Annotated in this window: 20 protein-coding genes and 1 pseudogene; 14 read left to right on the top strand and 7 right to left on the bottom strand. The window is 50.7% G+C overall.

What is annotated here, in order from left to right; translation table 11 throughout:
- Positions 1 to 63: 63 nt before the first annotated feature.
- Positions 64 to 990, bottom strand: a complete 927-nt coding sequence (locus ABD960_RS06195; RefSeq protein WP_345330058.1) for a CHC2 zinc finger domain-containing protein — start codon at positions 988 to 990, stop codon at positions 64 to 66.
- A 140-nt stretch (positions 991 to 1,130) separates the two neighbouring features.
- Between ABD960_RS06195 and ABD960_RS06190 the strand changes: the two genes are divergently transcribed.
- Positions 1,131 to 1,406: a hypothetical protein gene (locus ABD960_RS06190; RefSeq protein WP_345330057.1), complete on the top strand. Its 276-nt coding sequence runs from the start codon at positions 1,131 to 1,133 to the stop codon at positions 1,404 to 1,406.
- A 24-nt stretch (positions 1,407 to 1,430) separates the two neighbouring features.
- On the opposite strand, the gene ABD960_RS06185 is transcribed toward ABD960_RS06190, so the two are convergent.
- The 4 genes from ABD960_RS06185 to ABD960_RS06170 all read right to left on the bottom strand — a co-directional run bounded on the left by ABD960_RS06185 (position 1,431) and on the right by ABD960_RS06170 (position 6,350).
- Positions 1,431 to 3,239, bottom strand: coding sequence for a DUF4365 domain-containing protein (locus tag ABD960_RS06185; RefSeq protein WP_345330056.1), 1,809 nt, complete (start codon positions 3,237 to 3,239; stop codon positions 1,431 to 1,433).
- A 23-nt stretch (positions 3,240 to 3,262) separates the two neighbouring features.
- Complete coding sequence (locus tag ABD960_RS06180; protein WP_345330055.1) at positions 3,263 to 4,918, bottom strand: hypothetical protein; 1,656 nt, start codon at positions 4,916 to 4,918, stop codon at positions 3,263 to 3,265.
- A 140-nt stretch (positions 4,919 to 5,058) separates the two neighbouring features.
- On the bottom strand, positions 5,059 to 5,637 hold the full coding sequence (locus tag ABD960_RS06175; protein WP_345330054.1) for a hypothetical protein: 579 nt from the start codon (positions 5,635 to 5,637) through the stop codon (positions 5,059 to 5,061).
- Positions 5,638 to 5,762: 125 nt separating this feature from the next.
- Positions 5,763 to 6,350: a UPF0758 domain-containing protein gene (locus ABD960_RS06170; RefSeq protein WP_345330053.1), complete on the bottom strand. Its 588-nt coding sequence runs from the start codon at positions 6,348 to 6,350 to the stop codon at positions 5,763 to 5,765.
- A 116-nt stretch (positions 6,351 to 6,466) separates the two neighbouring features.
- Between ABD960_RS06170 and ABD960_RS06165 the strand changes: the two genes are divergently transcribed.
- Positions 6,467 to 6,904, top strand: a complete 438-nt coding sequence (locus ABD960_RS06165) for a hypothetical protein (protein ID WP_345330052.1) — start codon at positions 6,467 to 6,469, stop codon at positions 6,902 to 6,904.
- A 552-nt stretch (positions 6,905 to 7,456) separates the two neighbouring features.
- On the opposite strand, the gene ABD960_RS06160 is transcribed toward ABD960_RS06165, so the two are convergent.
- Together ABD960_RS06160 and ABD960_RS06155 are read right to left on the bottom strand one after the other, a co-directional pair.
- The gene (locus tag ABD960_RS06160; RefSeq protein WP_345330051.1) at positions 7,457 to 8,275 is read right to left on the bottom strand and encodes a hypothetical protein; all 819 of its coding nucleotides are present in this window, start codon (positions 8,273 to 8,275) and stop codon (positions 7,457 to 7,459) included.
- Between the two features lie 5 nt (positions 8,276 to 8,280).
- The gene (locus ABD960_RS06155) at positions 8,281 to 9,765 is read right to left on the bottom strand and encodes an AAA family ATPase (RefSeq protein ID WP_345330050.1); all 1,485 of its coding nucleotides are present in this window, start codon (positions 9,763 to 9,765) and stop codon (positions 8,281 to 8,283) included.
- A gap of 270 nt (positions 9,766 to 10,035) precedes the next feature.
- Between ABD960_RS06155 and ABD960_RS06150 the strand changes: the two genes are divergently transcribed.
- The 12 genes and pseudogenes from ABD960_RS06150 to ABD960_RS06100 all read left to right on the top strand — a co-directional run bounded on the left by ABD960_RS06150 (position 10,036) and on the right by ABD960_RS06100 (position 25,377).
- Positions 10,036 to 16,296, top strand: coding sequence for a P-loop domain-containing protein (locus ABD960_RS06150; RefSeq protein WP_345330049.1), 6,261 nt, complete (start codon positions 10,036 to 10,038; stop codon positions 16,294 to 16,296).
- Complete coding sequence (locus tag ABD960_RS06145) at positions 16,271 to 16,948, top strand: hypothetical protein (protein ID WP_345330048.1); 678 nt, start codon at positions 16,271 to 16,273, stop codon at positions 16,946 to 16,948. Before ABD960_RS06150 ends, ABD960_RS06145 begins: the two co-directional genes overlap by 26 nt.
- Positions 16,949 to 17,346: 398 nt before the next feature.
- Positions 17,347 to 18,531, top strand: coding sequence for a di-heme oxidoredictase family protein (locus ABD960_RS06140; RefSeq protein WP_345330047.1), 1,185 nt, complete (start codon positions 17,347 to 17,349; stop codon positions 18,529 to 18,531).
- A gap of 1 nt (position 18,532) precedes the next feature.
- Positions 18,533 to 18,592 (top strand): annotated as a pseudogene (locus tag ABD960_RS20970) (twin-arginine translocation signal domain-containing protein); the annotation flags it as partial.
- 108 nt (positions 18,593 to 18,700) lie between these two features.
- Positions 18,701 to 18,964: a Rieske (2Fe-2S) protein gene (locus tag ABD960_RS06135; protein WP_345330046.1), complete on the top strand. Its 264-nt coding sequence runs from the start codon at positions 18,701 to 18,703 to the stop codon at positions 18,962 to 18,964.
- Positions 18,961 to 20,187, top strand: coding sequence for a hypothetical protein (locus tag ABD960_RS06130; RefSeq protein ID WP_345330045.1), 1,227 nt, complete (start codon positions 18,961 to 18,963; stop codon positions 20,185 to 20,187). The genes ABD960_RS06135 and ABD960_RS06130 overlap by 4 nt, the downstream gene beginning before the upstream one ends.
- A 756-nt stretch (positions 20,188 to 20,943) precedes the next feature.
- Positions 20,944 to 21,978 (top strand): hypothetical protein, encoded by a 1,035-nt coding sequence (locus ABD960_RS06125; RefSeq protein ID WP_345330044.1) that lies wholly within the window; start codon positions 20,944 to 20,946, stop codon positions 21,976 to 21,978.
- A gap of 43 nt (positions 21,979 to 22,021) precedes the next feature.
- A complete protein-coding gene (locus tag ABD960_RS06120; protein WP_345330043.1) occupies positions 22,022 to 22,954 on the top strand; it encodes a bestrophin family protein in 933 nt (310 codons plus the stop codon).
- 22 nt (positions 22,955 to 22,976) lie between these two features.
- Positions 22,977 to 23,396, top strand: coding sequence for a hypothetical protein (locus tag ABD960_RS06115; RefSeq protein ID WP_345330042.1), 420 nt, complete (start codon positions 22,977 to 22,979; stop codon positions 23,394 to 23,396).
- Between the two features lie 61 nt (positions 23,397 to 23,457).
- Positions 23,458 to 24,258 carry a phosphatase PAP2 family protein gene (locus ABD960_RS06110; protein ID WP_345330041.1) on the top strand — a complete coding sequence of 267 codons (801 nt, stop codon included), beginning with the start codon at positions 23,458 to 23,460 and terminating at the stop codon, positions 24,256 to 24,258.
- A 34-nt stretch (positions 24,259 to 24,292) separates the two neighbouring features.
- A complete protein-coding gene (locus ABD960_RS06105; RefSeq protein ID WP_345330040.1) occupies positions 24,293 to 24,976 on the top strand; it encodes a DUF1345 domain-containing protein in 684 nt (227 codons plus the stop codon).
- A 26-nt stretch (positions 24,977 to 25,002) separates the two neighbouring features.
- Positions 25,003 to 25,377, top strand: a complete 375-nt coding sequence (locus tag ABD960_RS06100) for a hypothetical protein (RefSeq protein ID WP_345330039.1) — start codon at positions 25,003 to 25,005, stop codon at positions 25,375 to 25,377.
- Positions 25,378 to 25,379 lie beyond the last annotated feature (2 nt).

Below are 25,379 nucleotides of genomic sequence, written 5' to 3'. Positions count from 1 at the left end.
CGGTGAGGGGAAAAATTAAATAGCAGAACCACCGTCAACACAAAACGACCGAACCCAATACCATCACCGGACCGGCGCAAGCCCCATCCGCTGACGGATCTGCGGTGTCTCGCCCTTGCGCTGCAGCCAGTCGTTCAGATCCTTGAAGCGCTCATAGAGTCCGCTCTCGTCCACAAAACGTTTGTCAAGCGATAAAGCATAATCCCGGTAAGCCAGGCCCGTCACATCCCGGTCGAGCCACAGGTGTACCTGCTCATGCGTATTCAAAAAAGGCAGCGCCCGGTCGAACAGACCCGCACCGTTCAGCACCACGACATCTGCCGAACGCGGATCTACGTAAGGGTTCAAAGCACGCCAGGAAAGGAAGTCCATAAAACCCTCGAAAACATGCGCCGAACGCGCCCCGTAACTGAAGGTCGAGATGTCTTTCGGCGCACTGCTTTGTTTGAAATTCTTATTGCGGATCTCCCAGCCCCCGGCATCATTTTTAAAACCGATGCCATAGTAAGAGCGCCCCGCAACTTCGTACCCGATCTCCTTGCAATAAGCATCCGCCACGGAGACCGGAATGCTCCTTTCGTGCAGGTAATTCTTGAGCGGGTAAGCATACAAAGGCTGCACGGTCCTGACCTGTAAGCGGTGCGCTTCCCTGACCTCCGCCGGGAACCGGTCCGGCCGAAAAGTTTGCAGCGTATGCGTCGAAAAATTACGGTTCAATATCTCCAGCACCTCCGGGATGTCGCTCGTATAATAACGCAGGAAAAAGTCCACCGGGTTACCGCCCGCAGCCAGCCCGAAATCATACCATTCATTGTTCAGCCGGTCAACGTGGAAGCTGGCCGTATGTTCCTCCCGGAACGGTGACAGGTACCACCAGTCCGTATCGTTCTTTTTACGCGCCACCGGATCATGCCCCTGTAATTCCAGGAACAGGTTAAGATCGATCTTCCGCAGGTCCTTCACAGAGAAATATTCATCGCTCATATCCATCACACATGTCCTCCATATTTGTCAGAACCAAAAGTAGAACCCCCAAACCACATTCACCTATCCTCCCCAATATCTAATGAGGATCGTTTCAAAAGAACCAGCGACCTTTGAGCCATTAGTTAACCTTAAAATTTTACGACATGGGAAAAGATGTGTTAGGAACGGTCTACGAAACTTTGTTATGTAGCCCCGGGATGAATGAAGCCGTAAAGATCGATCTGAAGATCAGCCGGAAAGCGATCCTGCTGTTGAGCAGCCTGATCGAAAGTGGTGCCGGTGATGATGGTAATGTCCCTGGTCTACTGGGACTGATACCACCCGAAGATCGCGAAGAATTGAAAAGTTTTGGCGACGAATGCCTGAAAAAAGCCGGGTTGAAAGAACTGAGCGAAAAAATAAAGACCCTCAAAAACTGACCATAAGGCCGGGATAGACCGGCCTTATACTACACCCGTATTTTCTTCAGGAAAGTTCAAAGGCAGTAATTCGGTCAACGACCATTTGGGTTGACGTTTGAGCGCGGCATTCATTGCAGCATCTACGTCACCATACAGCAGGTCTGCAAAACCACCGTTGATCGCGATCCGGTCAAGGGCCGCTCTCCGTTGAGCGAGGTCTATGAAAAACTTTTGGTGCCTCATATCGCCCTGCCGCATCAGGTCAAAGGACCTACGCAAAACATTCAGATCATAAGTGTCGATCAATTTCTCCATCTCTGCTGCACACTCAGCCATCGCTTCCTGATCCCTTAAAAAATGCAGGATCTCGTAACGCGTGCGCAGGCTATTGAATTGATTTTCCCGGTGCTGGAGCCGGTCATAGTTTACCGTGATCTTATCCACGTCCTGCAAAAGGTTACGTAAGAACATAGTATCATGTGCAGAAAGCGTTGCCCCAAAGCCCTGGAATTCTCTGACCCAATTATTGAAAGCATGATAATGATAGATCTTTCGGAATTGCCATTCGTTCTGCTCCATCATCAAATTGCTGATCGCCAAAAAGTTCTGATGCTTTAATGCATAATCATGGAGTTGTTTTATCTGCCCTAAAAATTGCGTATCAAGATCGATCCATTCTTCAGTGAGCACGTCCCGATAAACATCTGTTTTCCGGCCTAAGGTATGTAAGGCATTTTTAGCCAATTCATGCAATAATAAAGTAGCTTCCAAATTCAGAACTTTTGCATAGGCCACCACCCGCATATCATGAAAGTCAGGGTGCTTTGCGATAATTCGCATCGCCTCATCATAGAACATCCTGATCCGCCGGCCCTGGTCGGGGTCATCGCTTTCAAAGAACCGGTCGGTCAAATGCTCCAATTGTAAAAAAGTACCCGCATGCTCGTTGGAAACCAATCTTGCCTTTTCTTGGCGGAACACCTGCTGATCCACCATTCCCAGCAAATATTTCGCATGCAGCAAGGTATAGGACAACATATTGCTGTCTTCGGGATGCAAAGTATCGATCTCACTGACTGCCAGTTTGAGCAATTCAACAGCCTTGAACAGGCTTGCCTGATGGTAATACGCAATGCCGCAGATCATATTGAACTGGGCTGAAGCCTTGTTCCTGGGGTGCGTTCGCTGCTCAATTTCAACTACCTGGAAAAAACGATGGCTGTTCAGCAAGTGTATGCCGAACTGTTCGATGAAGGCGATGTTCTGTTCGACGCTGTAAACATCCTGCAATTCATCGATGACCAAACCGCCGGGGCGGGGTTCGTTTCCCGAACCGGACCGCCAATGCAGGTTCAGCTTCTTCAGTAAGGTGCCCGTCTCGAAAGTCTCTTTATAGATCAGGTCCAGTTGCGGCTGATCCAGCACTTGCCTGAATTTTACTTTATAGGTTTTGGGCAACTGGTCAGGGTGATATTTTTGTTGCAATTCCCGATATACTTCGGCGACGGAAATGATATAGAACTGATCGCCGGGAAGATCATATAGGATATAATAGCCTGGCAATCCAAAGTTCAGCAGATAATTGAGATTACTGACCGCTATCGGGTATGGAACCGATCCGTCCTTTTGCTTTTTAGCCGATTCAGTAGACTTCAACTGGATGGCAAAACGGAAACCGGTATATTCCACGCCCTGTTTGATCTCACCAACTACATCAATACCTTTGTCCCGCTGTTGCTCCGGCCGGAGTTCAAATACCTCCGGGTCAAAAAGCAGCGCAAGCCGGTTGCGCGAAATGGTCTCTAACGTTTCCTGGCGGCTGGAACGGGGTAATTGCAGGTTTCGTTTCATCCTTAGATCCAATATTTTGAGCGTTAACGCATCGAGTCGATCTGCCGGGTAATGAGCTTCGCCAAGTGTTCTACCCACTGCGTGGCTATCGCCCGGATATCTTCGCCGGTGATCTCCGCATCATACAATTTCTTATGCCATACCGGCCCGTGATGAGCAGGCTTGAAAGATAAACTATAATCATCAAAAAGAACGTAAAGGTCAGCATAAATATCAAAAGCATCGACACCTGCTTTCTTAAAGCCACGTAGAATAATATGTGAACCGATCTCTGAGACATTCCCCTTTAAAACTGCCAACTCGATGTCCGCGCTGGTATAAAACCCGAATGGGCGGCGATCGATCGAGGAAGAGGTCTCGTAGGAATTGAACAAGGGGTAAATTTCCTGTTTCATTGCCGGTTGTGCGGCGGCCATGATCGCCGGCAGCGTCTCGTTGAACAGGTGCTGGATCACGGAATTATCCCGTTCCACCTGCAATTCCCGACCTTTGAAAAGACTTGCCGCTTTTTGTAAAAGTACCAGCGGTGGTTGCTCGAAAGTCTGCTTTAGCATCGCGATGATCGCCTGGTCTTCGTCGTCCGGTTCAGTATCGTCTTGTTCATAGTTGACATAAAGCGTATCGGACCATGGTGTTCCGTCCGACCAAAGCAGCGATACAAAAACAGCGGCGATCCCTTTCAGTGGAGCCATCACTGAAACCTCTGTAATGCTTTTTACAAAACTCAACGGGGCATTTGTATCAGCTTCCAGTAATGAAGAAGGTATCATCATCAACCGTATCAGTTCCATTCGTATCAGGCGGTTGAGCATTGGCAAATTATCCTGGTAAGCCGCATAATACATCGGGAAATAAGAGCCCATTAAAGGTTGAGCGATCCAACTGCCGAAAGGCATGCCCAGGTTGCGTTCGATCACCTGTTTAGCATGAGCCGCACCGCTGATCATTTGAAAATCCCCGCTTCCAATCAACAGATCACCATCGAATGTATCAGCAATATCTGAACCCAATTCCCTTAATGTTGTCCGGGGGATCTCCGGATAGACCCTGACCGTGATCTCATGCAGGCCTTTGGCATTGACATGCCAGTCGAAGCCTTCCTGCAGCAACCGCCCTTCATTCTGGGATTCAATGATCACATAGCGCCGGCGCGGTAATATTTCATTTTTGCCAAAGTTCCGCAGGCGTTCAATATTGCCAAAAAGAAAATCCCCGACAACAAAAGTCCATCGATCGCCCCTGGCACCGATCCATTCACCGGCAAACATCAGGTCCACATCCAGTACGATCAGTGTTTCCAAACCCGTTCCGATCTCGCGCTCTGCATGAAGTAAGGCCCTGGACGCCTTTTCCTCGGCCGCTTTCTTCCAGGCCTTGAGTAAAACATCCGTATAAGTGACCGCATCCAGATCAACAGCCCGCGCGTGCATATTGCACAACCAAATGCCATTATCAGGGGAAGAGCGTTCCGCTGTCGTCATCCTGTCTGAATAACGGGGACCGCCGATCGCGGCGGCATAGATATGTGCTGCCTGGCCCAGATTCATCGACTTATTCGGATCAGACCCATGCGGACCTATGGTGATATTGGTACAGCCCGGGCAGCTGCATTGATAGGCGACACGCTGCGCCAATATCATTTTTGTATTTCGGCTGAAATTATCTCGGTTGGATGCCATAATATGCAGCTAAAATACACAGAAGTACCCTCAGCCGGAAAAAAAGCCATTGACAGGTATCATTGATGTCTTCAATAGATCATCCAAACCCTTATTGGGGGGTTACTAAAGTATTGAACAGTAAGCGGTCAATTAAGGACTCAAAACAACGATAACTGTACCCGGTCAACCTGATAAGCAGCTATCGCTTTCAACGTTTTGTTCAATACATCCTGTTTATAATTAGTCGTATCGGAGTTACCGACATAGCGGGATATTTTCATTTTGAGTTCCGCCAGCGCCGCATCCAATACCGCTTCACGCGACGGATATTGCTTACAGAAAACAGACAGCGGCCCGCTATCACCGGCTACGCCATAATTGCAACGCAAAGCATAAACCCAAAGACCGTTCGGCCCCCGACCGATACGGATCTCGCTTTGCTCAAAACCAATGGTTTCCCTGTCTAAGAACGGACTGCAAGAAAACCAACCATACCGGTTGAACGCGATCTCCGTAAAACCAAACTCCAAAGCCCGGCGATGTTCCTTAACATTCATCAGTATCTGACGAAAGCTATCGCCGAAACCGGCAAACCAGGCCAATAATGCTATATCACCTGAACTAATGGCGCTACCGATCTCCAGTAAGATCGGCATCTCGTCACGGGAAACAAAACTGTCGGCCAGATAGGCATCGATGGCAGGTTGGGATTCAAGGGTTAATGCGAACTTTTCCATAAAGAAGTTTTTATGGCCCATCAGCGCTGCACGGCCAGTCTGTCAAGGGCCCCGCGCTAGCGGGGTTTATATACCCTTGACAGACTGGTTGGGCACGCGCTACTTTTGCCATGCCTAAAACTTCTTTAGGGACAAAGGAACGCCCGTCGCCCCAACTCCAATGCCGCCAGTAACGTAGCTGCTTTCGCTGTACCCACACCCCGGAACCGGCAAAGATCTTCCGTTGTCCGTGTCAGCAAACGCGCCGGCTCATCTTTCACCGATAGCATGATCGTTTCACAAAGATCCAAAACTGAAAGTTCCGAACTCCCCGTACAGAGCAGGATCGCCAGCAGCTCCGCATTGCGCAGCGAACCCGCGCCGAACGCATGCAGTTTCTCGCGTGGTCGGTCTTCCGAAGCCAGCGCTTTCATACCCGTCGGATCTTTGACCACTTCCATCGGTGCCCGGCTGAACAATTGCGGCCCGTCGCCGCAGGTCATTTGCGTCAGCACCATAGATAAGGCCTCCACGAAGAACGCCAGGTCTTCTTCCCACAACTGTACCGTTTGTCGATGATACTGATTTTCGCCATAACGCTCACTGGAAGTCACCAGGATAAAATGCGAGTCGTTCACCGCTTTCTTCACATCGATAAAATAATGCTTCTTCCCATGGCCGAAACTTTCGCTGACCAGGCTAGGGTATTTCGTTGCTGCTTTCAACTTTTCCATGACCGGGATACCTTGATAAGCACACAAATCTCGGGCATCAGAAAATCAAAGTCGACAATTCCTTGTTGTTTAAACGTTTATAAACGTTTCATACCAGCCGATCAATGCCGTAGAAGATGACCGAACAAACTAAAGCCTGCCAGGAATGCGGACAACCACTGGGTGCAGGACGCAGCGACCGTAAATTTTGTAATGACATTTGCCGGACAGCATTTAATAACAAACGGCGCAATGAGCAGACCGTCGATGTTCCGGTGGACCACGAAAAGCTTGAACTGCAAAAGGAAACAGACGCAGACATGGCAGCGATCGAGAAAGTTTATGGGATTTTGATCAGCAACCGGATCAAACTTTTTAATATGTATCACCTTTATGAACGCCGTATCCCACTGGAAGAGTTCCATCGTTTTGGGGTCAACCTTAAATTTTATACCAGCGAACACCGGGACGACTATTTCGAGGTGGTTTGTAAAATGTGTTTTGATTACGGCTACCACATCAAAGAGAACTGGGTTTATCTCACCCGAAACCCCAACGAGATCTATCTGGTTTGATCCATGATACAATTCGCACCGGACATATCACAAGAAGCCACCCGGCAGGCCCTGGCGCTGGGTGCCTACAAGAACGGGTAACTGCGATGCAACATCTCTACGATGCCGCTTTTCTGAAGATCAAAAAACAGCAGCTGCCCTGGTTTTGGCCGTGGCGGGGTCGCGCCAGCGCCCGCCGCGGCGAAGCGTAGCCAAAACCAGGGCTGCTGCGTCGGCGGTGTAAGCGGGAGAACCGGAGCGGCGTGCGCGGCAGCGCGCAAAGCGAAGGTGAACCGGCTGGAGCCGCAATAACTGTCAAGTGTCAAATGACGGAAAACGCATATTCTCTGATCCAGGGTGCCAAGCCCCGGGCATTGGCTTACGACTTGAAACTCGCCCGCAGGGACCGAATTTGGTGAAGGCGGCCACTTCGGCGCGATGGAAGGCCCACAACTACTGGCGGTTAATCTGCGCAAAATTCTCAACGTACGGCTTTTTGACTATCAATTGATCACCAGACGTATCAAACGAAGTTAAGAATCTGATGTTTCAAGGTTCTCCCGGACCCGTGAGTTAGTTATTCCGATAATAAGAACCAAAATAAGCATACTTTACGAATACAGCCCACATTCCCGGTATTGAAAAGGTTTCTGCCAGTTTCAGGTCTACAGTTATCGTTGGTGAATATACCAGGGCGTGCTCGTTGATTTTGTTCTGCAGATCTGCTACATTGAAGTTGACGATATCCGATATCGATAACGCCGACCGGCTGAACAAATACCACAATCTACGGATGTTAACCAGGCTCTGTTTATTAAGGTTCAGCAATTCAAATGGGGTGCGGTCGGTCAGGTCTTTAAGATAAAGTATCGTGCCATCGGGCAGGTAGCCGATGGAATTTTCCATTAAATTGAACGGCGGTAAAAAATGATCGCCCCGGGCGCGATTGCAGCAGGTGAAATCCTCGGATGTGTGAAAGGTCCGGCCATTACAAGAGGCTACGATATTGTGATAAGCGACATGGTGCGGCTGAGGAGGTGTTTGCTGCTTTTCGGTCGCTTGCAAAAACACGCTTTGAGAGATCACATTGTCTCTTAGCAGATCGCTGTGTTGATAATACCGCTCGAACACTTCCGGTCTTTCTTCTGTACGGGGTATGATATGTTCCAGTTCCGTTGTATGGTCATTGATGATCTCCCGGCTACAGTAACAGCAGGTTTTGTGCTGCTCGTCAACGAAGAAGCCCCTAAACTGACTTACCGGATTCTTTACGCTGGCGTAGCTCAGGTTCTGATATTTGGATGTGCCATCCCCTTGGTCCAGCCAACAACCCGAAACATAATCATTAACGAATTTGATCGCTGCCTGGTCGGTCTTAGTTAAATAGATCATAGGTACTATTGCGCGTTTTGTGCAAGTCTGTTCTCGATCTCTTCCAGGATATAGGCATTGTCTTCACCAACGATGCTCAAAAGTTCAGCTTGCAGTTTTTCCGCCTGATCCGTTTTGTTGAATTTTTTAAGTATAACAATGGAGTCGATCAACTTGTCTAGTTCCGCTTCACGATAAGATGCCCCCATCACCTCGGTTAAGCCCGTGTTGTAATCCACCCCATAGACATTGCCGATCGAACGGTTAGAATATTCATTACCCTCGTTATTCAGTTTAATGACAATGTTATGCTGGTCGGCCCTGAAATTGCTGATCACTAAAGGCGAGTGCGTCGTGATAATGAACTGGATATTAGGGAAGGTCCTTTTAAGCCTTTGCAAAATATCCTGTTGTAAGGTGGGATGTAAGTGAAGTTCAACCTCATCGATCAATACGATACCATGGCTTTCCAGTCCTTCGTTCAGGATATAGGAGCGGTAGGCGATATCGATCACCATGGAGAAGATCCGTTTGTAACCCATGGGCAGTGTGTCGAAGGTGATGACCCTGCCGTCCTTGAAACTAAATTCGAGTATATATGACTTTTTATCAGGCCTGTTGACAGCTAACCTGAAAAGTTCGAAATCCCTATTGATGAAATGAAAATCCTCAGAAACCGGTTTGGTGAAATCAAGCAACTTCTGCTCTATGAATTGGCGTTCCCTGGAAAACGCAACGAACCTTTCGTCTTTCTGAAGGAGCGTCAGCCGTTCTTTTAATCGGGAAAGGGTCTGGTGATCCCTGGTATGATTCGCATTTTGTTCCTGCACCTCACCTGCGGGAAGTTCTGATCTTTGTTTGTAAAGCTCAAGCTGATCGTTGATCGCCCGGACTTCATCGTGAACATCCTTCTCAAAGTTCGCCACTTTATAGTATCTGTTCAGCCACAGCTCGATGCAATTCGTTCGTTCATCCCAACCATAGTAGGCGAGATCTCTTGGCAATACATCACCACCCACCGTTTTTCTGGCCTTATTGCCAAAATTACTCATCTCGTGGGGGAAAGAATCTGTGATGACCGCCAATACAGGCAGTTCAGCTTTGAGGTCGTTGTTGTAATAGCCAAGCACGACGGCGAGCACGTCCTTGTAATGGTTGGTCAGGTATCCGCCATTTTGCGTCTGTTTGACCATTGACCATTGCAGCAGGCCATCTGTAAAGCTGGCTTTGAAATGGTTATCGATGGGGTAATTATAAACGCGGTCTATTGGGTCGAAATTAGCCTCGTTCTTTTCAAAGGACCTTACTTTCGCGTTGTTGGAGACAGCAAGGTTCTTTTGAAAGTTCCTGGGCTTGGCGAACATAAAGCTCAGGCCGCGTCTGACACCGGACAGTACACTGGACTTACCTGTTCCGTTCTTACCGAAAAAAACAGTGACCTCACTACCGTAATTGATCTCATAACGCTTGAAACAGCGGAAATTATTAAAACAGGTCTCGATCAGTCTCATATCTTTTTATTGTGTCTGCGCTATCGTATTTAATGTCAAATTTAACATATTTTATGATATGGCTTAGGACATGATGTATCGCAATAAGAGAAGGTATTGAGGTCATCCCAAAATATCCTTACATTTACTTTGTCAGCAGTTCCTCCGGTGTGCTATTAGAAGCGGATCAGGATCTCAAGCCTTATCAGCTTTCCAAAAAGCCATTTAGTGTTGCTTAACGGCACATTTTGTTCCTGCTGCGATCGTATTTTAAACCAATTATGAACTCAAATGGCAGATAATAAGGTCGGTTATTCCAGGGCGGGCGATATTTTTCATTACCGATGGGCAGCACGGCGTGCACTGCAGCTGATCTATCCCAATTCGCCCCTGAGACATATTGTCGTGGAAGGCTCAAAAGATAAAGGTAAAGCAGGGGAATATGTGATCGACCTTGCTGAATACTATGGCGATGAAGCAAAGATCAGCGGAATAACCTATTATCAACTGAAGCACACCACCACGCAAAAGGACGATCCTTTTATCATCAGCGGACTGAAGGAAACTTTTGTCGGCTTTGGTAAAAAGTTTCAGGAGCGTAAGCAAGCGGGAGATATCGGTCATCAGGACATCAGGTTCGCCATCGTGACGAACAGGCCTATCGACCCGGCATTCAAGAGCAGGATCAAAGAGCTGACCCAAGATACTTGTAAAGATAAAAAATTCATCAACACGATCCGGCGTTATACGGGACTGGACCCCGTCGATCTTGCTGTTTTTTGCAGCATATTATCTTTGGATGACACCCAAGGTGATTATAACCTTCAAAAGGCAGAACTCCGTGTAGAACTGTTCCGTTTGTTAGCGGGCCCCGTGGACAACGCTCAGTTAAGCAGCCTGACCACGATCATATCGGACAAAGCACTCCCGGACAGCGATGGTTTGTTATTGCGGGAGGAGGTCCTGAAATGTTTTGGATTCAGCTCGGAGTCCGAGTTATTTCCTGCAAAGCCGGTCTGGGAGCCTCCAACGCCGGTGATCGGCCGTGATAGCTATCAGGAACTTGCAGACCAGCTAATGTCATCTGGGGCTCCTGTCCTCATTCATGCGCCCGGCGGTGTGGGGAAATCGGTTTTCACCAGATATATGATCGAGCATATCAAAGAAGGCTCCGAGATCATAGCCTATGATTGTTTCGGTGCGGGAAGCTACCGGAACAGGAGCCGCTCACGGCACCGCCACAAAGATGCCCTGGTACAAATGGCGAATGAATTGGCCGCGAAAGGGCTATGTGATCCTTTGCTGGTAACAAACGGCACACAAGAGGCAGAGATTACCCGCGCCTTTATCAAGCGCCTGGAAACTTCGGCCGTAGCGATAAAGAGCGCCTATCCTGATGGTTCGTTGCTTTTATTGATCGATGCCGCTGATAATGCGGAAATGGCGGCTAAAGAAATGAATGATTCCTGCTTTGCTGCTGAATTACTTAAAGAACGCATGCCCGTCGGTGTCAGGATCGCTTTTTTATGCCGCACGGAACGCATCAGTTATTTACGGCCGGAAAGCTATGTGGTGCAATTGCCACTACAGCCATTCACACTTACCGAAACGCACCGAAACCTTCAGCTGCACTATCCAATGGCGACCATTGAAGAAGCAGAAGAGTTTCACCGGTTGACCGCCGCCAGCCCCCGCGTCCAGGCGAACGCGCTGGCGACCGGTGTGCCGAGCATATCAGTCCTGCTCGCTGATCTTGGACCTGCTGTGATGACCGTGGAGGCACAAATCGCTCAGCAGCTGGAGCAAGCGTTAGGGCGTTTAAAAGACAGCCTTCCTCCGGAACACCATCCGCAACTTGAAAAGATCTGTGTCGGGCTGGCTTCATTATCACCGAATATTCCCATAGCCATATTAGCAGAGGTCGCCAATGTGGATCCGGCTGCCATTAAAAGCTTCGTCAGCGATATCGGTCGTTCGCTCTGGCTCGCTGATGACTCCGTGCAGTTCAGAGATGAGCCGACGGAAACCTGGTTCCGGCAGAAATTCAGTGCCGATCCCCAAGACCTTGAGCAATTCATTCTAACACTGGAGCCCTTGACGGAAGGCTCGGTCTACGCTGCACAAATGCTCCCGCAGTTATACCACCAGGCGGAGCGATACGAGAAGCTGATCGAGATCGCACTTTCTGATGATTTTTTGCCTAAGGATAACCCGATCGACGAGCGTAACATCCGTTTCTATCGCTTACAGTTCGCGTTAAAGGCATCACTGAAGATCAAAGACCTCAAAGCAGCTTGTAAGATCGCATTGAGGGCTGGTGAAGAGACCGCAGGTAACCAGCGACAAGTTGCGCTGCTCAAACGGAACATCGACCTATTGGTCCGGCTGCAAAGCAAGGAAAAGATACAGGAAATGGCCATGCGGCGGGAACTTTCCGGTGCCTGGGAAGGATCGGCGAACATCTATTCAGCATCTTTACTATCAGATATCGCTGACTTCAGAGGAGAAGCAAGAAGTTTCCTGAGATCCGCGCAAAGTTGGCTTAAGATCTATTTCAACACCCCCAGAGATCCGGAAGAGCGGGAACAACGGCTTCAAGACCATGATATTTTAGAGCTGGCTTTTGCCAGTTTGAATATCAATGGCGTCGAAGGTTGCGCACGTGTATTCGAAAGGCTCTCACCTGTAGATAAGCTTGCCAAGATACTCGGACGCCTGATCAGGCGTTTGATCGATGCAGGCGATCACCAACGGATTGAAGAACTGACCGGGAAATGCAGGAAAGAACCCTTATACCTGCTTGCGATCAATAATGAGTTGGCGCAGGTGGGTAAATTTTGTAATAAAAAGATCATACAGTCCTTATTAACAAAACTCAATCAAAAGAAATACAAACCGAGTAGTTCGGTAGACAGCTATCATGAGGAACCTGATCTGACGATCGTAGCGCTTGCGGAAGCATGTCTTTTCCACCAGCTGCCTAAAGATAAGATCGGAACACTGATACAAAAATTCTTCTCTAAGATAGCGACCTATTATATCACGCAATCTTATCATCTAACGCATGCTGTCCATTACTTCCGGAGTATAGCCATTCATTGTTTGCTCAATGGTTCTGATCTGTCGGACATCGCTGTTTATCTGCCCGCAAAACGGCAAGATAAAAAAAGCTCACACGAGGAAGAAAGAGAGCTGACCAATTATAAGGAACTGATCAGCGGCGCATTGCCATGGTACCTGACGAGGTTAGAGGTGATCGTCAACGGTGGTAACATTATCCCGGCAAGGCTCGAAGAGATCGCAAAGATCTCAAGTAATGGTTCTGGTCAAAGGTATCGTTATGAAGATCCGCTCCCGGGCATATTGTCAGTAGCCTACCTGGAGATCCTTAAATTCAGCGGAAATTCCGGCCACAAAGAGATCCTTGGTCTTTTTGATGCGCGGATAAGGACCAATAGGGTGATCGGAACACGTGCCTGGATCGATACCGCCCGTTGGGCGCACCGCTTAGCCCATCTGAGCTTTCTGAGCGACGACCTGGAGGACATTGCCTACCAGCACATCCGATCACAAACGAACGAAAGTCCGGAAGAACTTTCTCAGAATTACGTATCGCTTGCGCGCGCTGTAGGTATCACCTCGACCGATAATGCGGGGGTGTACTTTGACGACGCGATCGCTATCCTTTCTAAATTCGGTGATGAGATGGTCCGGCGTTGGGAGGCGGTGACCGAGATCGCCAAACGGGCTGCCGAGCCCCAAGTGCCAAAGCATGACTATGCCTATCGTTTCATCAGGGTCGCAGAACTGGTGGGCTTAGACCGTCGTGAAAAACATTGGGATCGTGACGAGGCCATTCAAGTTACCGCGTCATTGTCCCCTAATGGCGGGATCGCAGCGCTCAGCCGCTGGCGGGACCGGGACATCGGGCGGTTCGATTGGCTGATCAACGCGGCATTGATCGAATTGACCCGGTCGGGAGGCTGGTCTCCCGTACAAGCCTGGAGTTATCATCCGTTCTGCTCACCGGGATCTTTCCCGTATCTGTTAAAAGGGGTCCTTCGTGCTGCGCATATCTCTCCGGCTGATAAGAAGGTCATTCTGAAAGATTCCATTCGTCATCTGAAGCGGCAATTGAATTCCGCAAGTTACTGGACCGATCTGCAAGAACTGGCCGATGAACAGGGACTGGCTGATGCGGAACTGAAAGCCATTGTTTCCTCCCTGCCTGCAAAGCTTACCGGGGCTAAAAAAAGAGAGGAGGTTGTCAGTGCCGGACTTCCCGGTCTTGACTGGGACGCGGTATTTGCCGGACATGATATTTTAACCCCGGAGGGCATCACCCGCGTTGACCAGGCGATCAGGCAAAAAGCGGTCGAACACCAATTTCATTACGGCCGGCAAATTCTACAGGTCAATCTCATACAGCGGACGGCCGACCCGGACCTTGTTTCTTTGGTCAACGCACTACTTCAGTGTGACTGGATCGAACATTATGACCTGGAATATTTTTTTAAGTGTTTACCTGAACGTGCTGCGAACAGGCCGGGATTCGTTAAGCAACTCCCGCAGCTCGTCGCCGGTATCGGCAGACGTTTCGCACTAGAGTTGACCAGTTATCATAGTTTCCGGAATATGGTCAAAGTGCTTCCCGGGGCACTACAAGTTTCGGACTGGCTTAAAGAAGGGATATTTCAGGGTATGATCAATGACCATGTAGAGGCAGATGCCGAACATCTCTTCGATATGGTGGGTTTAGCGGGTGGCCTGCTTACCCCTGCCGACGCTTTAGAAACGCTGGATTATGCTTTAAGCCGTTTCGAGATACACATCGAGGAAACGTTCGGCGATGGGCCCTGGGCCGCCTGGCTGGAGACCGGACCCGGCACAGGGGAAGGGATGGCGGGGTTTCTCTGGTCGGCACTGGCATCCCCGCGGTCGGATCATCGCTGGCGGGCAGCGCATACCCTGTTGAACCTGGCCAACTTCAATGAGCAGCAGGTGTTCCATGATCTTTTTGATCTTGCCGAAAAGAGAACGGTGGGGGCTTACGGCTGTTCCCGTTATCCTTTCTACTTTTATCACGGACTGCAATACCTGATGATCGCAATTTCCAGGGTCGCAACCGAGAAGCCGTATCTACTGAAAATGCTTGCTTCAAAGATCGCCGATTATGCGACGGGGCTGGAACATGCGACCATACAAAAGACAGCCTCGGAAACGGCTTTAAGGATAGCCAGTGCTTGCCCTGGAACATTCAGTGATCAGGAGATCGCTTTTTTTGAAAAAATAATTCGCGCGGAATGGCACCCGGTCGATCTGACGCCCCTTTGGGACCCAATTCCCAAAACGGATGACGATGGGGATAGTGAAGAAGCTTTTGGCTATTACTTTGGTTACGATTTTAGCAGATATTGGTTGGGTGACCTGGGAAGGTACTTCGGATTGACACAAAAACAAATGGTCGATCTGTCGGGGCATGTCGTCGTCAATGAATGGGGAACCACCAGCTATCGGTTCGATGCTGATCCACGTGCAGAACTGTGGAACAAGTATAGGGAGGATTACAGTGTCGGACATAGCCATGGTTCTTACCCGCGGGATGATAACCACAATTTTTATATTTCCTATCACGCGATGATGGTGGTCGTTTCCCGGTTATTGTCACTTTCGCAGGCTACGCCGGCTGAGGACGGCTCAGTTAAGAGTTTATCGGGCTGGCTGGCGAAGCATTCGATAACACGCAGGGATGGATACTGGATCGCAGATTGGAAAGACCCCCTGCCGCTAAAGAGACCGGTGTGGCCGGAAAAGGACCATCGGGTATGGCAGTCCACTATCAATGCCGGAGAGATGGTGCCGGACCTGCTGCTGAAAAATGGCGGAGATGTATTCCTGACGATCGCAGGTGATTGGGAGGAAGCATCAGACATTCGCCGGGAGACCTACCGGGTGCGTTCCGCCCTGGTCAGCCCGGCGACCGCGAACGCGCTGATGTGTGCGTTGGCGACCTGCGAGGATCATCACGATTTCAAGATACCAGATCATAAAGAGCGCGACATGGAATTCAGGAAGCCACCTTTCAAATTGAAAGGCTGGATCAGGGACAAACACCTTAGCGCCCGGCTGGATGAGTACGACCCCTTTGCCAAAGAACTGCCATTCCCGCCGTTCCGATTGGGTAAGCACTTTATTGAAAAGCTGGGTCTCTTAACGTCAAAGGATCACAAGACCTATTTTAAAAAAGACAAGCCGGACAGGAAAGTAATGTTCGCTGAGCAATGGAGCAGCGGGAAAGAAGACAGCGATCATGAGGTTGAGCAAACGGGCTCGCGGCTGAACTGTTCCCTTGACCTGCTGGCTGAGGTCTGTGGAGTATTGCAAATGGACATTATTTTCAAAGTAGAGGTCAGCCGCAATCTGGCCCATCGTTATCGTTCGGATGACACGATCAAATATCAACCGTCTATTCATCAAATTTTTATTTTGTCCGCTGATGGAGTACTCAGAGATACCGAAAGAAGTTATGTCCTTAGGGATATCGCTCGTTGAAGAACTTAAACTTAACAAAAGCGTGGATACGCTTGGGCGCTGGATGGCGCATTATGTGGCCGAGAAGATCGTGGCGGCAGAAAAAGCTACCGGCCCGGATGCCAAAGAAATTCAATTGGAATGTTCCCAGGCGATACTGGGTCTGTGGGATCACCGTTGGAAAATGCAACAAGAATACCGGCCATTAAGGGATTTTGACCGGTTGCTTGACCTTTTGCAACAGATCGATCCCGAAACAAGCGAACCTAATTATTTCAAGCTTGACGCAAAAGCTGTCGGTAAGGAGAATGAACAATGGCTGACTGCAGCCGGTGCGATCGATAGAGCTACACGTGTTTGTCTGAAATATACATTGGAAAAAGCAGCTGAGGCGACATTGGACGACGTAAATCGCTCCCTGATCCAGGATGCATCTGTGATCGGACCTGACCCCGACATCGCCGTGATCCAACAATTGTTACGCAGGAAGAAGTATGACCTCGAACCTGATGATCCTAAGATCGGTCCTGAGCTTAAAGATGACCTTGGAAACGCCTCGATCAGGAATTATATCGATCATCTGGATCAATTGACAAAACAGGCCGCTGAGATCAGATCGCTATTAGAAAAGGAAATTAATGATCAGGGTAAAGGATATGTGCCAGGTAAATAATTTCTGCTGGCTCCTCGTGACCGGGCAAATTCGCAATATTAACATCGAACATGGTTCCAATTGAATGTTGTCAGAGCAACGCGATAAAAAAGCGTGCGGGGGAGCTTTCCTCTACTGCTCTATCTGGATCCGGATCGACGGTCCATATCCGGAAATTTCTCCGGTATAACAATATCTTGTAGAATTTATATATCGATTCGGTTGCTATCATTCTTGATCCGCAGCCACATTTTGCTTGGTCAGTCATGGCTGATCGCGTGATCAAAAAGGTAATAATTGCCCATTTATGCGCGATGGTCGATGCAATTAGTCGCATAGGTGTTATTTATTTATACAAACCATAATTTTATTTTTAGTCTTGTCTAATTTTATTTTTAGATTTGGCATAAAATCTAATCATGAGATCGACCGCACTATGGATAATTATCCTGCTAACAACAGCCTGTGCAAAATTTGAGCCCGTTGCACCCGGGGAAGAAGAGGTATTGGACGGCCCGTTAGCTGGCCTGACCGGACCGCAGCATGCGCAGTTCCTGCGCGGGGATGTCGCCTTTAATGACGACATTTTTACCAAAGAGACAGGTCTCGGTCCGCTGTTCGTTTCTACTTCCTGCGGTAGTTGCCATGCCGGTGACGGCAAAGGGCATCCGTTCTCTACGCTGACCCGTTTTGGCCAGACCGATGAAAGTGGCAGTAGTTACCTGAACGCAGGGGGACCACAGTTGCAACACCGCGCTTTACAGGGTTACTTTCCCGAGCAGCTCCCGCCAGGCGTAGCCTTTTCCCGCTTTACGCCGCCAGCCAATACCGGCCTGGGACTGCTGGATGCCGTGACGGACCAGGATATCCTGGCCATGTCCGATCCCGAGGATACGGATGGGGACGGTATCAGCGGCGCGCCGAATTGGATAGTCCCCAGGCCTTATGTCATACAACGGCCCGGTACAATGGTCAAGAACGGATTGCTGATCGGCCGGTTCGGAAAGAAGGCGGCTGCCTATGACCTGCTGCACCAGACCGCCGTCGCCTATAATGAGGACATCGGAATCACTTCCGTATTCGAACCGCGCGATACCTATAGCGGCGCGGAGACCGACCCGGAGATCTCCAGCCAGACGGTCGCCGATGTCGTTTTTTACTTAAAGACCTTGCGTGCGCCCGTGCAACGGGACCCGCAGGCCGGTGATGTGGCTGGCGGTAAGACCCTGTTCCTGACCATCGGTTGCGGTGCCTGCCACCGGCCGGAACTAAAGACCGGTCATTCACCGATCGCCCCCCTGTCTTTCGTCAGTTTCGCGCCGTACACCGACCTGTTGTTGCATGATATGGGTGCCGGTTTGAACGACGGTTATACGGAGGGCAGCGCCAAACCCGCTGAATGGCGGACGCCACCGCTGTGGGGACTGGGACTGGCACCCGGGTCGCAGGGCGGCCAGTATTACCTGCTGCACGACGGGCGGGCCCGGTCGATCGAGGAAGCCATCCTGCTTCACGGTGGCGAGGGCGGCGGCAGCCGTGGCCGGTACCAGGCATTAGCCCCCGGTGAACGACAAAAGATCCTCAAATTCTTAAGATCGCTATAACATGGATAGAAGAGATTTTTTAAAGGGCGGCTGTATCGCCTGCCTGAGCGGCCTGGTCTTATCAAGCAGCTGCACTTCGTACCATTACGTGACCGGTACGCTGGTCAGGGACGGGATCACGCTACCGCTTTCCCGGTTCGGGTCGGGCGGCGATACGGTCCGGTATGTCGTGATCAGGCATGAAAGCCTGCGTTTCCCGATCTGCCTGTTCAGGAACGGCACGGATAGCTTTACGGCCTTATGGATGCAATGCTCGCACCAGGGCGCTGAGTTGCAGGTGGCCGGGAACCAATTGACCTGTCCTGCCCACGGGAGTGCCTTCGATCACTTGGGCAACGTGGTGGATGGGCCGGCGGCAAGGGCCCTGCGTACATTTCCGGTCTCCCTCCGCGATAGTGAACTTTTTATTGACCTCAGAAAACCCAACACATGAGAATAACGATACTCATTTGCCTGGTCAGCCTGGCCGTTCTCCAGGCGAACGCCCAGATCGACAGCGCCCTGATACGGCGCACCGTTCGGGATACCAGCAGCCTGAAACTCAATATGGATGCCGTCTATGACCGGCCATTCTTTTCGTTCGGGAAACTGCCGGTGACCCTGGGCGGCTATGCGGAGGCCAATTACCAGCACCTGGGCACCAATGGCGTGACCGAAGGCAGCCAATTCCAGATGCGGCGGTTCACCTTATTCGTCGCTTCCACGATCTATGAGCGCATCAAGTTCCTGTCCGAGATCGAGTTCGAGGACGGCGCAAAGGAGATCGGTATCGAGTTCGCAGCCGTGGACCTGGAACTGCATCCCTTATTGAACTTACGCGGCGGCATCGTACTGAACCCGATCGGGGCATTTAACCAGAACCACGATGGCCCGAAATGGGAGTTCGTTGACCGGCCCGTATCGGCCACCGAAATGCTGCCGGCCACCTGGAGCAATGCCGGTTTCGGTATCTATGGCAAAGCCTTCCGGCGGGACTGGGTACTCGCTTATGAAGCGTATCTGACCAATGGTTTCAATGACCGGATCATCAATAACCAGTCCGGGCGGACCTCCCTGCCTGCCGCCAAACTGGATCCCAACAGGTTCGAGGAAAGTTATAATGGTGTTCCGCTCATCACGCTGAAAACGGCGATCAAAAAGCAAGGCCTTGCTGAGATCGGCCTCTCTTATATGGGCGGGGTTTATAACAAGTTCCGGGAGGACGGCCTGCCGCTGGACAAGAAGCGTCGTGTGGATGTATTCGCGGTAGATATGAATACACATATCCGCCCATTGGACACGTATATCACTACCGAGTGGGCCTGGGTCCTGGTCGATGTAGCAGAGACCTATACCCAGCAATACGGCCGTCGTCAGCAAGGTGGCTTCATCGATCTGGTAAGGCCGGTCTATCGCGGAACGGTCGCCGGCATGCCACGCTCGGTCATTAACCTAGCCTTGCGGGCAGAATATGTGGACTGGAATACCGGCCGGTTCCGGGAGACCGGCGACCGCATTGGCGATCAGCTCTGGGGTTTGACACCCGGGTTGAGCTGGCGTCCGGGGGCGCAGACCGTGTTCAGGATCAATTATAAGATCGTCAGGCAGACCGACCTGTTGGGGAATCCGCCAGCGAAGACAGGCGGGTTTCAGATCGGTCTCTCCAGTTATTTTTGATGCCGGTCAAAACGACACTGAACCTGGCTGAATGACGCTTAAGTTTTGGCAGACCCATGATACCGAACAGATCAAATGGCCGCCCGATCCATGTGGGGCGATCGGTTTGTTATACTGGTTCAACTAAGGGATCGATCCATTTTCCCTCATCGTCCGAGGGATATGAGTTGGGAACGAGGAAAAGACCAACAGATATTTTAAACCTACAGGCTATATTCAAACCATGCGCTCCCGGGGAACTGTCTTTTGTTCAGACAGGATCCGAAAATCTTTACTAAATTCGCCTCAGGTAATGATAATGAGATATCTGTGTTTTCTGCTGGCGGCTTTTTTCCTGGTCCTGGACCTGGAGATCTGCAATGACGGTATCCCGGTTCAAACGCCGGCGGTTTCTGCCATGGCTTCGCTGCAAAAAGACAAAAAGACCCAGCACCAGGACCAGTGCCCGCCCTCATGCGGTTGCAATTGCTGCTGTATCTTTTCCCTCATCCAGTTCCGAACAATGTCCCTTCCCCAATTAACCCGGGCTTCACGGGTATATTATGCAGCGGTGATGGAAGTCCCTGTTCACCGTGCGATCAATGTCTGGCAACCGCCTAAGCTCAACGAGCGGGCGTAAATTTGATCTTAACGGCCCGTAGATGCTGGCCTCCACGTGGTTGATCACGGCCTCAACGGCCGATCATGTGCTTTCGCTTACGTCCCCGTCACCCTGACTGTCAAATCTTGCTATTTTTTTACGATTAAACGGCCGATATGTCGTATAGATCCGCATTGTTATTGTTTCTCGGGCTGTGTTCGTCCCAGCTCGCCAGCGCACAGGCCCTGGATTTAGGCTTCAACGCCCTGGGCTTTTTTGATAACCGGGAATATAAAGGTTATGCGAACCGCTCGAGGACTTATTCCGGCACCCGTTTCGCGTTCGACCTTGGTCTGCATCTGGACAGCAACAACCGTTTTGTTGCCGGCCTGAATGGTTTGCATGAGTTTGGTGCCCGGCCCTTCTTCGGGAAGATCGATCCGGTCATGTACTATCAGTATACCGGTCAGCGCTGGCAGTTCAACGCCGGCGCTTTTCCGCGCGAAGGTCTGGTCAGCGATTTTCCCAGGGCATTGCTCAATGACACGTTGCGTTACTTCCGGCCGAATGTCGAAGGCCTGCTCGCCCGTTATCAGCACGGGCGTTTCACTACTACGGTATTTATCGACTGGATGAGCCGTCAGACCGCCACAGACCGCGAACAGTTCCTGTTCGGCAGTTCCGGCGGTCTCGCGCCCGGCGACGATGGAGTGATCTTCGGTAAATATTTCGTCTATATGTTCCATGATGCCGGGGCCGCCGTGCTGAGACCTGACGACCGGTTGTCAGATAATGGTGCAGCCCAGTTCAGGATAGGTCTTGATCTTTCTCGAAAACAACATTTCCTCGACTCCCTGAGCCTGGAAGCGGGCGGTATGTTCTCGTTCGAACGGACCCGTGGACTTGGCGGCTGGCGGACACCCAAAGGCTTTGTTGCCAGCGCTTATCTTGCCTACAGACGGTTCGCCTTGTTCGATGAATTCTACCAGGGAGAAGGACATAACCTGATCCATGGTGACCGGTATTTTTCACAGCGTTTCTATAACCGGCTGGATGTGATCTTTACGCCGTTCTTGTTCCGGGGCATCAAAGGACAGTTCATTTTTAGTTTTCACCAAAGCCCACAGGGTGCAGGCAGCAACCAGCAAGCATTCCGGATCACCTATGATCTTGGCAGAAGAACGCTGCTGCGGCTCCGGCCGGACCTGTGACACACCGGCTAACAGTTGCAAGAAGGCCTGTTACATTTGATATATGACTATTTTCAGTTATCCCATTCATAAAAAGAAAGCGTTTATGCTACTGAACAAGAGACTATCTGTTTTTTATTTTCTGAACCTGATCAAGTACGATCTGGTGGCCATCGCCGTATATGCGGTGCTCGCCGGTACTTTTGATCATTTCTGGATCTTCAAGTCGATCACGATCCCGCTGGCCGTGTCGGCATTTATAGGCACCTTACTATCTTTATTGCTGGCTTTCCGGACCTCCCAGTCCTATGAGCGCTGGTGGGAAGCCAGAACCGTCTGGGGTGCTATCGTGAACGATAGCCGGACCCTCATCCGGCAAGTCCAGCTGTTCCTGCCGGAGAACGCCGCGGGGCTCGGCTACATCAGGCAGTTCGCCGAACAGCAGATCCTCTGGTGCCACGCCCTTTCGCAAGGCCTTCGCAAACAGCCCTGGACCGGGACGGTCAAAGACTACATGGATAAGCATGCGATCAGTACGCTGAACCTGCCCAACCACTTGCTGAGCCAGCACAGCCGTACCCTCGCCAAAGCGGCAGCGGAGTTTGAACTGGATGCCAACAAGCAGGTTCAGATCGACAGCACCATCACCCGCCTATGCGATGCAATGGGTAAATGCGAACGTATCAAGAACACGGTCTTTCCCAGGTCTTACAGCGTGATGATCCACTTCCTCATCTATGTATTGATGAGCCTGCTGCCATTTGGACTGGAGGATAAGTCAAAACTGGTGGAGATCATGCTGACCTTCATGATCCCGGCCCTCTTCATCTGTATCGAGAAGACCTCGATCCTGATGCAGGACCCTTTCGAGAACAGGCCGACCGACACGCCGACCACGACCCTGAGCCGGACCATCGAAAGCAATATCCGGGAGATGGTCGACGGCGATGTCGTAACACCCAAACCGGAACAACCAGCGATCTATTATATCCTGTGACCGCTAAAACGACGTATAGCTGATGTGGAAGAAAGGCGACCTTGAAATGAGACCCGTGCTCGCGATCGCGGCCGGGTTACTTTACCTGCTGGTCACGGCTGGTGACCTGGGCTGCGCCTTTACCAGCGGCATGCGCGTTGTTTGTGAGACCTTCGGGCATCAAATGCCGACGAAGCCCGGGCGGGAACATGCAAAGACTGCCTGCAATGACCGGATGCACGATCCTTCAACAGGAAAAAAACACCGTTCAGCCGAGCACAGGGAGGTACGCACACTAACGGACCAGATCAGCAGACCGATCACAGGTATCGCCAGCTTTCACTGGCTTTTCAGCCGCTTCAAACCTTTATCAGAAAAATATGGAGCGTTGCGTTATCAGGACCGCATTTGGCCTTTCCTGTATTTCTGGCATTACTTAGAAATGAGGGTTTTTAGGATCTGATCGCAGCATACAGCCCCAACTTGTATGAATCGTTCAGTTTTTATCCTAAAAACCATTTTTAATGAATTTGATAATTCGTGGGATGTCCTGCATCCTTTTCCTGTCGCTGCCCTTTGGCATCGCGTCCGCACAGGTACGGCCGGATACCGCAAAGATCGATACCGCCCGTAGCCTCACCGTCCTGCCCGATAGTGTAAAACCTTTAAAAAGCAAGTTCAGGGCCTTTATCGTACCGGCGGCCTTTATCAGTTATGGTGCTTTGTCCTTTGCCTTGCCGCCCATCCGGCAGGTGGACCACAGCATCCATAATGAGATGACACAGCATTATCCGAATTTCCGGTCTACCATAGATAATTACCTGCAATTCGCCCCGACCGTGGGTGTCTATGCGCTCAATTTCGCCGGTGTACAGGGCAAGAACACCTTCATTGACCGGACCATATTACTGGTCATGTCAGAAGCGATCTTTTACGCTGCAACAGCCGGGCTCAAAGCCGCGACGGGGCGGCTCCGGCCGGACGGCTCCAACCGGTACTCCTGGCCATCCGGACATGCCGGTAATGCTTTTACCTCCGCGGAATTTATGGCCCAGGAATTTTCCGGGCGATCGCCCTGGTATGGCGTGATGGCTTATTCCTTTGCCACGACCACCGCTGTCATGCGCATTTATAATGACAAGCACTGGTTCAGCGACATCATTGCAGGCGCGGGTTTCGGCATCATCGCCACCAAAACCGCCTATTACATCTATCCGGCTATCCGCAAGAAATTGTTCCGGGCTAAGGAAGGGAAGAACAAGGCCCTGCTGCTGCCATCCTTTCGGTATGGCACTCCCGGTATCCTGTTCACCGCCACATTCTGATCTCCAATTCCCGACAAGCTTTAACTATTTGATCATGAAATTCATTATTGACCTGCCGAAAAAGCTCCTGGGCCTGGACAGCCGGGCCCGGCTATATATATCCATCGTCGTTTCTATCATCTTGTTCCTGACGACGATGAACAACTTTGTACCATCCGCGCACTGGATGCTTACCTGGCTGGGGTTCTGCTCAACGCATCTTTTGTTCAGCTGGCTGACCATTACAGCCTGCAGTGCGGACCAGATCCGGGAGACCGCACGGAAACAGGACACCGGCCGCGCGGTCATCTCCGTATTTATGCTGGTCGCGACCAGTGTATGTTTCCTTGCACTGGCGATCCTGATGAGCTCGATCAAAGGTTTTGGCAAAGATGGCCTGACGGGTCACATCCTGCTGGCCATCGCTTCGGTATTCGGTGCCTGGCTGCTGATCCATACCAACTTTGTTTTCCGGTACGCGCACCTCTATTATTCAGGCAGCCGCCAACATCGGGATACGACCGGCGGGCTGGTATTTCCAGAGGAAGAAGCCCCTGATTATTTCGATTTTACCTATTTCTCTTTTGTGATCGGTACGACCTTTCAGGTTTCCGATGTGGCCATCACTTCCAAAAAGATCCGGCGGGTCGTATTGCTGCACGGACTGCTCTCTTTCGCGTTCAACACGGTCATCGTGGCGCTCAGCATTAATATGGTATCGGGCATCGCCCAGCAATAAACAACGGTCAAGATGAACGAAAGGCAATGAAAACATTAGCGTTAATGACGAACGTCCAGAAAGCAAGACTGTTGCACCGGCTGCTGCGGACAGAGATCCCGGAGTTCCTGGGCTACCTGAATGAATTGACCGAGACCGTGCTCAACGAACAGGAAAGTTTGATCGCCAACTGGAACGACCCGCATGTCAGTGCCGAACTCTGGTTCGAGCTGGCTGCGGATGTGCAGGCCAAAATGGCGCGCTACCCGGAGAAGTTATATCAGAAAGGAAAGGTATTCGCCGATGAGCTCTTCGATGGCTGTACCGCCCGGTTCACCGCCTACGCGCTGAACCAATACGTCGTCATGCAGCGGCATCGCGATCCCCATTTCAAACCGGCCGTAGAACTTTTTTTCAAGTAACA

This window comes from Mucilaginibacter defluvii (assembly GCF_039543225.1).
GTDB classification, from domain to species: domain Bacteria; phylum Bacteroidota; class Bacteroidia; order Sphingobacteriales; family Sphingobacteriaceae; genus Mucilaginibacter; species Mucilaginibacter defluvii.
This window is presented reverse-complemented; position numbering and strand designations above follow the sequence as displayed.